General features: G+C 36.1%; 9 protein-coding genes. 7 read left to right on the plus strand and 2 right to left on the minus strand.

The window, feature by feature from the left end; all coding sequences use genetic code 11:
- The first annotated feature begins 26 nt into the window (after nucleotides 1-26).
- Both Q0W25_RS04040 and Q0W25_RS04045 read left to right on the plus strand, forming a co-directional pair.
- Complete coding sequence (locus tag Q0W25_RS04040; protein WP_298519222.1) at nucleotides 27-8,294, plus strand: right-handed parallel beta-helix repeat-containing protein; 8,268 nt, start codon at nucleotides 27-29, stop codon at nucleotides 8,292-8,294.
- A gap of 171 nt (nucleotides 8,295-8,465) precedes the next feature.
- Entirely contained in the window at nucleotides 8,466-9,494 is a 1,029-nt protein-coding gene (locus tag Q0W25_RS04045) for a GNAT family N-acetyltransferase (RefSeq protein WP_298519225.1), read from the plus strand.
- Here the strand turns inward: Q0W25_RS04045 and Q0W25_RS04050 are convergent.
- Nucleotides 9,491-10,207 (minus strand): PD-(D/E)XK nuclease family protein, encoded by a 717-nt coding sequence (locus Q0W25_RS04050; protein WP_298519228.1) that lies wholly within the window; start codon nucleotides 10,205-10,207, stop codon nucleotides 9,491-9,493. The two genes, Q0W25_RS04045 and Q0W25_RS04050, sit on opposite strands and share 4 nt — an antisense overlap.
- Nucleotides 10,208-10,287: 80 nt before the next feature.
- On the opposite strand from Q0W25_RS04050, the gene Q0W25_RS04055 reads away from it, so the two are divergent.
- From Q0W25_RS04055 to Q0W25_RS04070, 4 genes are all read left to right on the plus strand, one after another.
- Nucleotides 10,288-10,830, plus strand: coding sequence for a flavodoxin family protein (locus Q0W25_RS04055; RefSeq protein WP_298519231.1), 543 nt, complete (start codon nucleotides 10,288-10,290; stop codon nucleotides 10,828-10,830).
- A gap of 41 nt (nucleotides 10,831-10,871) precedes the next feature.
- Entirely contained in the window at nucleotides 10,872-11,108 is a 237-nt protein-coding gene (locus Q0W25_RS04060; protein WP_297826606.1) for a 4Fe-4S dicluster domain-containing protein, read from the plus strand.
- Nucleotides 11,109-11,136: 28 nt separating this feature from the next.
- Nucleotides 11,137-11,553 carry an NUDIX domain-containing protein gene (locus Q0W25_RS04065; protein ID WP_298519234.1) on the plus strand — a complete coding sequence of 139 codons (417 nt, stop codon included), beginning with the start codon at nucleotides 11,137-11,139 and terminating at the stop codon, nucleotides 11,551-11,553.
- Nucleotides 11,554-11,617: 64 nt separating this feature from the next.
- A complete protein-coding gene (locus tag Q0W25_RS04070; protein ID WP_298519236.1) occupies nucleotides 11,618-12,703 on the plus strand; it encodes an acyltransferase in 1,086 nt (361 codons plus the stop codon).
- A 14-nt stretch (nucleotides 12,704-12,717) separates the two neighbouring features.
- On the opposite strand, the gene Q0W25_RS04075 is transcribed toward Q0W25_RS04070, so the two are convergent.
- Complete coding sequence (locus Q0W25_RS04075) at nucleotides 12,718-13,014, minus strand: putative quinol monooxygenase (RefSeq protein WP_297826615.1); 297 nt, start codon at nucleotides 13,012-13,014, stop codon at nucleotides 12,718-12,720.
- 129 nt (nucleotides 13,015-13,143) lie between these two features.
- Between Q0W25_RS04075 and Q0W25_RS04080 the strand changes: the two genes are divergently transcribed.
- Nucleotides 13,144-15,060 (plus strand): hypothetical protein, encoded by a 1,917-nt coding sequence (locus Q0W25_RS04080; protein WP_298519240.1) that lies wholly within the window; start codon nucleotides 13,144-13,146, stop codon nucleotides 15,058-15,060.
- Nucleotides 15,061-15,078 lie beyond the last annotated feature (18 nt).

A 15,078-nucleotide genomic window follows, 5' to 3' on the forward strand; every position in this document is an offset into this window, starting at 1 on the left:
TCAATGCAAAATTCGGTGCAATTCAGATGGCATCTTCAAATGAAATAAACCTCAAGGATTGTTTGATTGAAAATGTTACTGGTTCCACAAGCGGAAATGGTGCAATCGTATACATGTCCGGCAGCGGAAAATACAACATGGATGGTGTAGTTATTAATAATGTTAGCATGGGTGATATTTCAGGTGATTATTCATTCATGAGGGATGTCATTTATGTATATTCATCTACTGCAACAGTAACTTTAACCAATTCCAAAATAACAAATGCTCATGGTCCAATGCAAGCTATCATTGAAAACAAAGCAACAATGACATTGGAAAATGTTACAATCATCAATAATATAATCGGTGTAACAAAAGCTGGCGGCCAAGGAACAGCTATATTATACAACGGTGTTAGAGCTACAAAATTAAATGCAAGTCAATGTTTGATTGCCAATAACGAATTTGAAATTGAAAGCGGTGTTGTACTCTATGAATACAGCAGTGCAAATGACTTCAATGTAGAATATTGTGCTATCTATAACAATACTGGAAGCACAACTCTTGTTGGAGGAACTACATCTAAAATTGTAGCGGATTATAACTACTGGGGTAGCAATGATGCACCAACAGGTGTAACAGTTAACAACTGGGTAATTGAAAACAATGGAGTATACACATTAAACAATGGCGATGCATTAGCCAAAGATATACCTGTTTTAATCGAAGAGCCTGAGCAACCTGTTATCACTACAGATGCAATCTATGTTGCAGTCGATGGTAATGATAATAACACTGGTGCTGCCGATGCTCCTGTTGCAACTATTGCAAAAGCTGTTGAGTTAGCCAAAAACACTACTTCAGGCCAAATCATAATCACTGAAGGAACATACAGTGAAAATGGAATAACAATTGACGGAGAAACTCCAATCACTATCATTGGACAAGGCAATGTTGTAATCGACAATAGCGCTTTGGGAACAACCAACGTATTTACCGTAACCACAACCAATGCAACTTTCAAAAACATCAGGTTTACAAATATCAAAAAGTCTCATGGAGCAGCAATTTACGTCAAAGGCCAGTCAAAAACCAATTTGCTTGATGCAAATGTGCTTATTGAAGACTGCATTTTTGACAATATTACTGCAAACCGTGGAGTAATATATGCGTACTATACAAAAGGCAACATTTCAATAAGCAACTGCACATTCACAAATATCGAAGCGACATGGGGTGCAGTATGTGCTTATCAATCTGCATATGATGGCGGACTTAACTTAGTAATCAGTGAATCTACTTTTGCAAACAACCATGCTAACAATGCAGGAGCATTATATATTCAAGCTTCAAGGTTAACCGTAACAGATTCAGATTTCAATAACAATTCCGCTGAGCAAAGCCCTGGTGTAATTTACTTAACAAATACTAGTGCTACTTTTGATAATTGTAGAATATGCAATAACCATGCTTTAAGAACTGCTACTGTCATGTCAGTAAATGCAGGAATAGTCAGCAGCAATCCTACTGTTTTAAAAGCTTCTGATGTTATAATAACCAATTGTATCATTGAAAACAACACTGCGGATGAAGCAGGCGCTGCTGCAATTTATTTAGAAAACTCTAATTTGGATATTTCCTACTCTTCAATAGTAAATGAATTGAATATTAAAAACACAGTTACTGCAACTTACGGTACAGAACAACCTGGTAACGTAACTGCAAACAATAACTGGTGGGGAACCAACAATCCATTAGGCACAATTGATGGAATAAATATCGCATTGGATAAATGGGTTATCTTAAATGTTGAGGCAAACGCAACCGAAGTTCAACCGGGTGATGCCGTAGCAATAACCGTTGACTTCAATCATGTAAACACTACTTCCGGTGAAATTGAAGAATTGACTGGTGGTGCAATTCCTAAAACTTATGATGTGAGCTTAACAAGCACAAGCGGCACAATTACACCTGCAACTTTGGAAATTGCAAATGGCGCTACCAAATCCGCAATCTATAATGTTGCAGATATTGACGCTGTCATTTCCATTGCATGTCAAAATGCCGTTATTAACATGAGCTTTGCTCCTGCAGCGGAACCATACTATGGTATCATCTATGTTTCAAAATCAGGTGATGATGCAAACAACGGTTCTGCAGAAGCACCTGTAGCCACAATAGCTAAAGCTATTGAACTTGCTTTAGTTGAAGGAGGATCCGGCCAAATCATAGTAAGTGAAGGAACTTACACAGGATATGACTACCATGTTAATGGTGATTTAACAATTACAGGTGTCGGAAACGTAATCCTTGACGGTGAAAACCAAGGAAGATTGTTCTACATGAATTATGGTGATGCTGCTAATAAGATAGCAATAGCTAATTTGACTGTAACCGGTGTAAAACATAATTACGGTGCTTTCGTATACAGTTTAGCTAATGAATTGATTATTGACAATGTTACTGTAATAAATAATGAAGGTATTGGAAGCCTCATCAAAAACAACGGTAAAATGACAATTAAGGATTCTACTTTCCGAAACATGACCAGTGGAACATTGATTGACATTTCAGGAAACGGAGATATTTTAATCAACAATACAGTTATTGAAAATATCACTGTAGATACATCAGGCACAAGCAATTATGGAATCATTTATGCCGGCGGTAGAGGAACTTTAACCATAGAATCTTCTAAATTCAACGACAACACTGTAAGACAAAGCGTAATCAGAGATTCCGGTTATACTAATATCGCAATTAAACAATCAGAATTTATCAATAACCATATGGCTGGTTCATACGCTGATGGTGGAGTGGTTTATTCAAATAATGTTTTAACAGTTGAGGAATCTAAATTCATCAACAACGATGCTTGCGGCAATGGTGGAGCCATCTCTGTCGGTTCACGTGGTGATGCTACAATCACCAAATCAGTATTCATTAACAATTCCGCAGCATCCGGTAAAAAAGGTAATGCGATTTTCAATGGCAATAAACTTTCTATAACATACTCAGTATTATTGTCAAATGAAACCGGAGCTGTCATTTACCATGATGGTGAATACGTATTGAATGCCCTATACAACTGGTGGGGAACTAACGACAACCCACAAAGTTTAATTGGCGTAGGTACTTACGAAAACGATTGGGGAGACGATGTGGACTGTGAATTTGATGCATCTAAATGGGTCATCATGACAGTTTCTAACAATGCTACCTCCGACATCAGCATTGGCGATAAAGTGGCATTCACTGTTGACTTCACTCACTACACTGACACAACAGCTACTGTTTATGATTTAGCTGACAGTATTCCTGAAGTTGATGTGAGCGCAAGCGCTTTAAAAGGTGAAATGGATAAACAAGTAGTTACCACACAAAACAATGTTGCAAACTTTGTTTACACTGCATCAGATAGTGGAAATGATACTGTAACCATTGCTTCTGCAAATGCGGTCAATGAAACTGAAATAAATGTAAAAGAACCTGTTGTAATTGATGTGATATATGTATCAATGTCCGGTGATGACAACAACAACGGATCACAATCAGCTCCAGTAGCAACAATTGCAAAAGCTATTGAACTTGCTCAATTCGGCAAAATAGTTATATTGAACGGTAATTATGTGATTGGCTCAACATTAGTGGTCGATAAGGATTTAGATATTGAAGGTAGAGGAACCGTAACAATCGACGGTAACCAATTAGGAATTTTAGAAAACAGCGCTAACCTTAATTTAACTAATATTATATTTACAAATGCTAAATTATCCACAGGTGCTGTCATTAAAGATAGTGGTAATACAACTATCAATGGTTGTACATTCTATTCATGTGTCACAACTGGTGGATCATCTGCAGGTCCTATAAATAACATGAAAGGCACTATGACCATTAACAATTCTAAATTCTATCAAAATAAAGGAGCTAGGGGTGTTGTAGCTTCCCAACAAGGTACCAGATTAATCATTAATAATTCTGAATTCTATGATAATGACTGTACTTCAATTACCAATTGTTATGGTATTGTTTATTCAACATCAGCCGAAACCACTGTTGAAAACACAGTATTCAGAAACAACAAAGTAAAACAAGGTGCAGGTATATGGGCTTCCAGATCTACTTCCGCAACAGTCGGAAGCTTGGATGTTATCAACTGTACCTTTGAAAATAACATTGCTAATGTCGGTACTGGAGGAGCTGTTTTTGGATCAGGTTCAGTAAGAGTAAACATTGAAAAATCCACTTTCATCAACAATACTGCTATAAAAAGCGCTAGCGGTGTTGGTGGAAACGGTGGAGCAATCTATTCAACAGGTACTTCTAAATTCACTGTAATTGATTCAGTATTTATTGACAATGCTGGCGATGCAGATGCAGGAGTATATGCAGATGGAGATGCATTTGAAATTTCCAACTCAGTTATTTTAGCTAAAGCAAATGATACCAATTTCGCTTTAAATAAAGTAGGTGCAACTGTAACAGCTAATGACAACTTCTGGGGAGACAACACTAAAGCAAACACCAATGCAAACGTTGCAAGATGGGTAATAATGAATGCAACCTACACTGCTTCCGATGATGAAGTTTTAACAATTACAGCTGCATTCGATAAAACCAATTCAACCGGCGGTGAAATTGCAGACTATGCAGGTAAATTGCCTGACGGATTTACTGTAGCATTCACTTCATCCACTGGTTTATTGAATGAAAATGTTGTCGTATCTAACGGTCAAGCAACAACCATTTATACCCGTGATGAAGATGACAGTTACATCAGTGTTAAAGCTGGAAATGCTGAAGTCCTTTTCGAATTCGCAGTATTGCCTGATGTAGTATATGTATCAACTTCAGGTAGTGACGATAATACAGGTTATGAAGATTCACCTGTAGCAACTCTTGCAAAAGCTCTTGAATTGGCTAAAAAAGGTCAAATTGTGATTTTAGAAGGAACTTACACTACTGGCAATTTAGGAATGGTAATGGATGGTGACTTGAACATTACCGGTGTTGGAAAAGTCATAATCGATGCTCAAAACAATAACAGAATCCTTTATGTTGGACAAGATGCAAATGTAGTTCTTAAAAACCTGATTTTGGTTAACGGATATGGAGACACAGAAAGTGGAGCATTGCTAGGCAACTCTAATGAATTAACCTTAATCAACTGTACTCTTGCAAACTCAAGTGCTGGCGATAACAATGGTGGAGCAATCTTCAATGTTGGTAAATTAACAATAATCAACTCAACCATTGCAAACAACACTGCTAAAACCGGTGGGGCAATCTTTACTCAAGATACAATGGCTAAAGGTGCAACAATTACAATAATCAATTCTGTTATAGCAAACAACACTGCAACAGGTAATGATAATAACGGTGGTGGAGCAATATTCGCTCAGCAAATAGCTGGAATGACTATTGAAAATACCACTTTCGAAAACAACAAAGCATTAACCGATTCATCTGGTGGAGCAATATTCATTTCACATTCCGAAGCTAGCTTAAAGATTTCTGGCTCAGAATTCATTGCAAACCACGCTAACGGCAAAACCGATGTTGGCGGTGGAGCTATTTACATGGTTGGTACTTCAAACTATGAAAGAAAAGGTACTTTGACCATTACTAACACTTTATTTGAAGACAACACTGCTGACTATAACGGTGGAGCAATTTATGCAAGAGCTACAACAGTAAACATTGCAAACTCAGTATTGATTAACAATACCGATGCAAACGGATTAGCTATCTACGGATATAAAACAGAACAAGTTTCACCAAAAATCACCGCTAACGACAATTGGTGGGGATCCAATGATAATCCATCTGATTTGGTTGGTGGAAACGGTTACAAACCTACAGTTTCAAGATGGGCTGTTTTAACAATTACCAATGATACTCCAATCAGTGCAGGAAACACTGTAAGATTAACAGTTAGCATTAACACCTACACTACTGGAACTGAAAACGGTACTTTAGCAAGCCCAATCAATGTGGCTAGAAGCGTAACCATCAAAACAACCTCCGGAAATATTGAAGGATTATTGGAAAACGGTGAATTTACAACCGATTATACTGTTCCTAGCGGATTGAAAATCATTTCAGCATCCGTTGATAATGAAAATGTTGTATTGTTTGTAATCACTAGTGAAACAACTGTTGAAGTGGATGACATTGTTGCTGATAAAGGTGACAACGTAGAAGTAACCGTAAATGTCAAAACAGATGACGGAACCATTATAAACATTGGTAATGTCGAATTGTACTTCGGTGATGATTTGATTGCAACAGTCCCTGTAATCAATGGCGTTGCAAACACAACTGTAATGATTACTAAAGACATTGGTAACTACACAATCACTGCAAAATACATTGACTTGACTGAAGAATTTGCTAACAACGAATCAACTGCAACATTAAGCGTTGTTGGAATTAACAATATAGTAACTCCAGAAAACTTCAATAACTTCTTCGACGAAAATGGTGTTTTAAAATCTGACGTTCCTTTCGATGAATTAGTATTCGATGGAGAATTCAAAGATTTAGGCACACTTACAATTAATAAGGCTATTAACATCACTGGAGATGTTGCTGTATTCAACAACACTGCTTTAAAAATCACTGCAAACAATGTAAAAGTATCCAATATGGAATTTGTCGCTGACAAATTGTTCGATGATAAAGCCGTAATATATGTGACCGGTAAAGATGTCGTATTGGAAAACAACACTATCGATTATGACGCTCCAAATACTGGAGATGCATACGCAGTTTATGCTGATTCCGCAGACGGATTAAACATGGTCGATAATAAAATATTCTTCGACGGCAAATTAGGTGAAGATACAAAAACAATTGCAGTATACGCTATCGATTCAGACAATATGGTTGTTAAAGACAACATAATCGACAGCACTGTCCCTTCCGTTGCAGTGGGATACGGTCCTGCACCTGACTATGCTCCTACAATAATGTCTGCCGGAGCTATCTTCGAAGGATGCAAAAATCTCACATTTGAAGACAATACCGTTTCTGTAGACTATAACCAATCTGCAGGTTACAGTGACACACTTTATGGTGTTAAAGTCATCGGCGGTGACGATTCAAAAATAATTGGAAATGACATTGAACTCAATGGCCATGCATACGCATATGCCGTTTCAGTAGATGGTGAAAACTTAACCATTTCCGACAACACTATTGAATCAAATTCAGATGACGCATACGCAGCAGGTTTAGCAATCGAAAAAGATTCCACAGGAAATGTGGAAAACAACGATATTAGCGCTACTGCAAATGACGTATCATACGGTGTTTATGCTGACGATTGGGGAATGGGAAGCAACTTAACATTCAACAACAACAATGTCTCAGCCGAATCTAACACTGCATACGGTATGTCAGTAAATGCTGGTGAAACTGTTATTTCAAATAACAATGTCTCAACAAAAGCTAATTACACTACTGGTGTGGCAGTTAAAGCCAATGCAACAATAACCAACAACACAATTGCAGTAAACGGATCCAATGTTGGTAATTCAACCGATTCATATCCAATGGCTCCTGTACAGACCACAGGTATCTATGCTCAAGACTCTAATGTGACAATTACCAACAACGATGTTTCATCCACCGGAAATAAAACTGTAGACCTGTCAAACGTAAATGCTACAGTAAAAGACAACAAACTTAAAGCGAATGGAACTAAAGGAGATGCAAGTATTACCGCAAACAATTCAACAGTTATTGCAGACAATAACGCATCATCCGAAGATCCTGTTCCTGTAATTCAGATTGTCGCAGCAAGCAAAAACGTTCTTTACAGCAGCATTTACAAAGTACGCATAACATCAGACGGCAAATCTATTGGTGCTGGAAAAGTCGTTTCAATTACTATAGCTGGAAAAACAGTTAAAGTAAAAACCAATAAAAACGGTTATGCTTCCATTAAAATGCTGTACAAACCAGGCAAGTATTCAGTTAAAGTGGCATATGGAAATCTTAAGAAAACCGTAAAACTCAACGTCAAAAGCATTATTGTTGCCAAAAACATATTTGGTAAAAAATCTGCTAGCTTTAATAAGATTACCGTTTCATTGAGAAAGGTAGGTGGCGAATATATCAAAGGCAAATACGTATCTATCAAATTCAATGGAAGGACATTTAAAGTTAAAACAAACAGCAAAGGCGTAGGTGTTTTCAAACTTAATAAGAATCTTTTCGCTAAACTTCCAGTTGGTAAAAAGTACTCTTATAAAGTCATTTACGGAAAAGACAGTGTAATGAAAACAATTAACATTAGAAAATAGAGATTAATTTCTCTATTCTTTTTTTTATTTTTTGGAATAACTAAATTAATATTGCTATTTTTTGGAATAACTAAATAAATATTTTTGTTTAACCTAAAAAAGATAGTATAAGGGAATAATTTAAATATTATGAATAATAATATATTTTTAAGTTGATTTAAGTGATTTTAAATGGATAACATAAAATTTTTGCATAGGAACGACGGCAACCAGAAGGTATACCTAAGTGAAAGTGCATTGGATGTGGCAGATATTCTGAAGGAAAATTACGGTTATGTCTATGATTCAATGGCTGAAGAGAATTTTATTTTGAAGTCCCCACAATGCAATCTATTTAAGGAACTGGTTTATGACAATAAGGTAGTGGGATTCTGTTCCTATGACCATTCAAGGGAATTCCTGACTGCAGCATTGAACAATATCTACATCCTGCCGGAGTTTCGTGGAAATGGAATATTTTTAAATGAATTGGAAAAGACAATGAGCGAACACAATAAGCCGAGCATTGTCGAGCCAACAAGACGGGTAGTAGAAATTCTGATAAAGTACGGTTTTGCTGAAATGATTTTTGAGAATGTGGCTGCAAGTTCCATTGAATTTATTGTGCCCGGTGAACATGTGCTGTCAAATGTGGACTATAATAATTCTGAAGAGTTGTCTACTCATTTTTATGACCTGAATTTATGCGCATGCATTCATTTCCTTGATTTAAATGAGTCATCAATTGCATATAGCGCGCCATTGAACTATGACATTATTCATTATGATTGTAACGAGTATAGAATGGAGCTTGATGATGACTATTTTTCAAATCTGAAAAATGAGTTTCTGGCAAATGAGGATAAAATCAAAAGGACAATCACTGCTTTGGAAAGATCATTGCCCATTAAAAAATACACGCTGGAAGATATAATCGGTGAAGAGGACAATCTATCCCAATATATAGAATCGTTAATCGATGATGCGCATATTACTTATGCAGATGCTTTGAAAATCAGGGAACAAATGAAAAAGGAGTACGAGGAAGGCATGATTCTGGATGAATCATTGCTGATAAGATTGGCTTATCTTTTTGAAAAGAATCCTCATCCGACAATCAAATCACACTCTGAAACTTGTCCCTACTGTGAAATGCCGATAGACAGCCATGACAAGTTTTGCCATTTTTGCGGAATCAACTTGAAAAAATACGGTCTTTAGAAATAGCCTTCATCTTCACAAAGATGCCTGTATGTGCAGTACCTGCATAGAAACTGCTCTCTTTTTGGAAAGTTCTCGTTGTTGATTTCATTGCGGACATGGTGAAGCGTATTAATCGCGTCACTTATTTCGGAATTCAACAGGTGTTTTCTTTTATTGTCTCCGTTGCAAACGTCCAGCAATCTCAATCTGCCATTTTTGGTAAAGAATACTCCGACGGCAGAAACCTTTCTATTGTAGACATTTTCGACAAGCAACTTATAGTAGCATAACTCCAGCCGGTACTTGGAAAATGAACTTGATTTGCTGGTTTTATAGTCGATGACCACCAGTTCGTCGTTTTCATCTTCAAGGATGATGTCTGTAATTCCTGAAAACCTGTTTTCCTCATCAAGCAGATATTCCTCATTGGAAAATAGCTTATAATCGTTTTCAACGAAAATCTCATCAAAAAAAGTGCTTAGATTCTCGATGTGGTCAGTTAGGTCATATCCGATATCCAAATCATGAGCAATTTTGAGAAGTTCATTGCGAGTATCTATTTGTGATATGTCATCGCCGAATTTGTTTGTGAACTTTTCAGCTATCAAATGAACATCAGATCCCAATGCCATGTATTTGTTTTCAGGAACTTCAATCTCATCGATGTATTGGAATTTGAATTCGCGGGGGCATTTGAGATAAGAATTTACTTTTGATTTGGATAATTTCATGGTTCTATATAAGATTTTAATAATATTTAAATAATTTTTGAAATAAACTATCTATAACTAATATTTGGAGAGAAAAATAAATGAAAATTGTAGCACTTCAAGCAAGCCCACGTAAAGGCGGAAATTGTGACGTATTGATGGATGAAATGATTAAGGGAATTGAAGAAAACGGCGGAGAAGTAGTAAAATACTATCTTGAAAACGAAGAAATCGCTCCATGCAAAGCATGCATGTACTGTGCAGAACATCCTGAATGTGTACGTGCAGATGACGGAAACAAGATTCTTGATGAATTGGTTGCCGCTGACGGTGTGATATTTGCAACTCCTATTTATTACGGCCAAATGTCTGCACAAGGTAAACTAATCATTGACCGTTTCTACAGCATCGGTCAAAACCCAGACAAAAGCTTATCAGGTAAAGCAGCATTGATATTTACCGAAAACCAACCTGAAGGAACATATGAAAACTACATTGAGCTTACAAAATTCTCACCATTCACATTCATGGGTTATGAAGTCATAGGCCATGTTGATGCAGGCAGTGCTGGTCCTGCGGGAATTGTAGCTGAAGAGCAAGAAGACAAATTAAAAGAAGCATATGAACTTGGTAAAAAGTTTTAAGTTAAATTAAAACTTTTTTCTTTTTTTTTAGGATGAGAAATATGGGTTTACTTTCATTTTTAAAAAGAGATAAAAAGGATAAGGCAACAGAAGAGGAAGAATCACACATTTTTATCAACACCGATGATTGCGGAGGCTGTGAAAAATGTGTCATTGCATGTCCTAACAATGTTCTGATTATTGATGACGGCACATCATCCGTTAATAACTCATTCGGATGCAAAAGATGCAAAGTCTGTGTCGCAATCTGTCCAAATGACTGCATTGAAGTCAATTAATTTTTTAAATTATAAAACCGGTGATTTGATGAGTGATTTATGGGGCATGGCCGTAAGGGGAATCTATGAAGTCGACGGAAGGATTTTGCTTTTAAAGGTCAGATCAAAATCAAAGCATGATGCCAATAGATGGGAAATTCCAGGCGGCAAAGTCAAAAAAGGGGAATTCTTTGATGAAGCTCTAAGAAGAGAGTTTTTAGAAGAAACAGGTCTTAAAATCGTCATTGACTCTCATTATAAGACAATCCAGAACGATTATGTTGCATGCAAAACAAACGAAGAAATCAAGTCAATCCAGGTAATCATGAAAGTCAGCGTTGACAGCGACAGCGTAAACATCAGCGAAGAGCACGATGACTATAGATGGTTCACTAGAGATGAGATAAAGCAACTGTTCAACGATGGACTGTTAAGCAAAGCTGCAAAAAGTGCATTTTGCGAATAGCTATTTTTTTTACTTTAAATAGGAAAATTTAAAATTTTTATTGTAGTTTATCCTATATATTATTATGAAGCAATCAAAAAGAGTTTTTTATTTCGATGCATTACGGGCTATGGCGATAATTGGTATTGTTTTCTGCCATGCAGCCATCACATTTGTTGTAACCGGAATTAATAATAGTGATTTTTATATATCTGCATTTTTTGATTGTTTTAGGGATTTTTCAATTCCTATTTTTGTAATGCTTAGTGGAGCATTGCTTTTGAATAAAAATGATTCTTTAAAGAAATTTTTCAAAAAGAGACTTTCAAGATTGTTCATACCATTCTTATTTTGGGTTTTGGTTTATATCGCATATTCTGCAGTATACATCAAACACGGATTTTATTTGAATTATGCGATTGATGTATTTTTCGGCACTTCATCAACATTTGGAGTCATATTCTGGTTCATTTGGATGATAATTATTGTTTATGTTGGAATTTTCATAATCAATAAGATTAACCATTTCGGATGCAGTAAAACGGATGGTTTTGATAAAAGATTATTTACCGTTTTGGCCATGTTATCTGTGGCGTATATAGCAATGGTTCATTTTTGTCTGTTTGATCCTTACAAATCCAAGCTGACCTATTTCATTTCATTCATGTCCTATATTTTCATAGGATACTATCTTGCCAATAATGATTTTGTGGGTGAAAGATTGGGAAGGGATGCCATGATTATTTTAACATTGATTTTATCCGTATCCCTGTACTTCTACTATATCTTCGGCTATGTTGTTCCAGTATCAGTTTCAACAAATCATTTTTCATATTTGGGCTATTTCAATCTATTGATCTTGGCAATGTCTTCAAGTATTTTCCTTTTGTTCAAATATCTGGACAGGACAAGTCTTTCTGGTAAAATTCAAGATGGGTCTTGGGCAAAACCAATCAATTTGATAAGCAAGTATAGTTTCGGAATTTATCTCTCACACTATATGATATTGTCATTTTTAAAAATGAATCTGATAAAATATGTTGATTTCACTCATCAGAGCCCTCTGTTTTGGATTCCTTTTTTTGTAATAATCACCACTGTACTGTCCTTGGCGATATTGCAAATATTAAGTAAAATTCCTTATATCGGTGATGTTGCAGGTAGGGGTTAAAAAAAATAGAAAAATTATAGGTTTAATTCGTTTGCACCTATAACCTGAATTTTCATATCTTCAACAAAGTCTTTGCTTTCAATACCAAATTGCTGGAAATGTGGTGATCCCATATGTTTTTGAAGGTCTTCTAATGATTTCCATTTTTCAATAAATGTTAATGTGTTGTCATTTATTGATTTCAGTAACTGGTAGTCAATATTTCCTTCTTCAGCAAGGGTATTTTCAATTAAATCATCTGCCAAATCTATGATTGTATCTTTACAGCCTTCTTTAGGATATACTTTTGCAAGAACTACTATGAAATCCATTTATACAACTCCCATTATTGGTTGAAATTAGTTTATTTTTAATAATACTTATTTATTTTGTATTGTATGAATTAGATGACATGGTATTCATGAGTAGGTTTATAATGTTAATTTTATAAAATAAAAATCATGTTTAAGAAATCCTTGTTTTTATTTGTTTTGATTGTTTTTTTATCCGTTGGATGTGTTGCTGCAAGCGATTCAATCTCTGCAAATTCAACAACATATGGGGATATGGATTTTTTAAGTACAGATATAAATGAAAGTGATTCTATAGAATATATTGGGGAGGATATGGTTTCAGATGGCGGTTCTCCATCACACACATCCATTTCCAATTCGCCAAATGATTCTCTTAAGGAATCAGACGACACAAGGGAATCCACATTCCTTTCGCTAAAATCCCAAAAAATTAAGACTGAAGGTATAATAGAGGTTTGCATGACAGATTCCAAAGGCAATGCGGTGAAAAATAGGAATGTCACATTGCTGTTCAACAATGCAAATCATACAGTTTCCACAGATAAGTATGGAATCGCATCATTGAAGATAGGTAAGCTTCCCTCAAAGGCATATGAACTGACCGCCACATTTTTGGGAGATGATGATTTTTCTATGTCAAATAAGACCTTCAAGTTCTTCCTATATAAGAAGGACACCAAACTTATCCATATTTCAAATCAAATCATTAAGGGGGATAACCTGTATGCCTCATTGTTCGATGAGGATGGCCGTGCAGTATCAGGAAAAAAGATTACAATAAGGATAGCCGGTAAGAATTATAAGAGGACAACCTCCAAAAGCGGTCAAATCGCCTTTAGGATAAATCTGAAACCGATGTCCTATGCCATGATTATTAAATTTGCAGAGGATTCTTATTACAATGCCATCTCAAAGAATATGCGCATATATATAGAAAAGGAAAGGGCAATCAAGATAGGTAATTCAAAGTTGCTTACAGGCGGATTCTTGAAGATATATCTTAAGGGTCCAGACATTTCCAAAAAGACCTTGAAAATAGTGATAGGAAACAAGGAATTCACAAAAACGACTAATTTTGAGGGTTGGATAGTAATCAAGCCCAACATGAAAGCGGGAAATTATTGGATTGGTGTCAAGAATGGCAAATATCAGGTTTTTAAAAAGGTGAGCTGCATTGAAGGAAGTCCAAAGGACCCAAATTACTATAAGATTCCTTTGGTAAATGGAAAGCCTGATTTGGATGTAATGCCTGCAGATTATGTATGGGGTGATGGCGTAGCATCATACACATTGACCAAATCACAGTATCTTGAAGTGATGAAAAGGGACAGTCATTGTCTTTTTTTAAAGAATAAACTGACCAAATATGTATTTTTCAAAACCAAAAGCTATCAGAAAACAAATCATGTGTTGATTCGTGAGAAATGGAATGTCATCGAAAAGGAAGTCAACAAAAAGTTAGTAAGTGCAAATAGACATGGATACTGGCCTGGTCAGGTCAGCGTTAATCTGAGGGGCAAGTCATACACCTATCCTGAAGTGAGGGACCCTCAGGATACGGACTACACCTGCGGTCCGACATCATGTAGCATGTGCAGCCAGGTATTAAAAAACTACTATTGTGAAAGTTATCTGGCGAAATTGTCAGGAACAGTCCCCTATGATGGGACAGCATGCTCAGGAATGGTAAGTGCAATGGAAAAACTCAATTTCAAATGCACCTACTTCTATAGGAGCTCATTTTTGGATTCCGTAAATGAACTCAGGAAAGGTGGATGCGCTGTCGTGTTCCATACCAAAAACCATTATGTTGCTCTTCTGGACATTTCAACTGATGGCAGGTACTTTTTAGTGAGCAATTCCTATGGGTCATTTTATAATATCCCTTCTAAATGGCTGAGCTGTAGCTACATGAAAACAAGATACTATAAGAATTATGATGACGGGCTGATTGTCAGGTTGAATTATCAGCTATCAGATGCGATGAAAAAGCATATTGACTGTTATTATGCAAGTATGGGCTCAAATTGGGCAGTTCATAATACTCATGAAGTAGTCAGTTGAATACTTTTTATAGAATAA

It is taken from the genome of uncultured Methanobrevibacter sp., from assembly GCF_947166415.1.
Lineage (GTDB): Archaea > Methanobacteriota > Methanobacteria > Methanobacteriales > Methanobacteriaceae > Methanocatella.

What these genes read in the sequence shown, in the direction of transcription:
- Q0W25_RS04040 (WP_298519222.1), top strand. Translation starts at nt 27, where the DNA reads ATGGCATCTTCAAATGAAATAAACCTCAAGGATTGTTTGATTGAAAAT.
- Q0W25_RS04045 (WP_298519225.1), top strand. Translation starts at nt 8,466, where the DNA reads ATGGATAACATAAAATTTTTGCATAGGAACGACGGCAACCAGAAGGTA.
- Q0W25_RS04065 (WP_298519234.1), top strand. Translation starts at nt 11,137, where the DNA reads ATGAGTGATTTATGGGGCATGGCCGTAAGGGGAATCTATGAAGTCGAC.
- Q0W25_RS04075 (WP_297826615.1), bottom strand. Translation starts at nt 13,014, where the DNA reads ATGGATTTCATAGTAGTTCTTGCAAAAGTATATCCTAAAGAAGGCTGT.
- Q0W25_RS04050 (WP_298519228.1), bottom strand. Translation starts at nt 10,207, where the DNA reads ATGAAATTATCCAAATCAAAAGTAAATTCTTATCTCAAATGCCCCCGC.
- Q0W25_RS04060 (WP_297826606.1), top strand. Translation starts at nt 10,872, where the DNA reads ATGGGTTTACTTTCATTTTTAAAAAGAGATAAAAAGGATAAGGCAACA.
- Q0W25_RS04080 (WP_298519240.1), top strand. Translation starts at nt 13,144, where the DNA reads ATGTTTAAGAAATCCTTGTTTTTATTTGTTTTGATTGTTTTTTTATCC.
- Q0W25_RS04070 (WP_298519236.1), top strand. Translation starts at nt 11,618, where the DNA reads ATGAAGCAATCAAAAAGAGTTTTTTATTTCGATGCATTACGGGCTATG.
- Q0W25_RS04055 (WP_298519231.1), top strand. Translation starts at nt 10,288, where the DNA reads ATGAAAATTGTAGCACTTCAAGCAAGCCCACGTAAAGGCGGAAATTGT.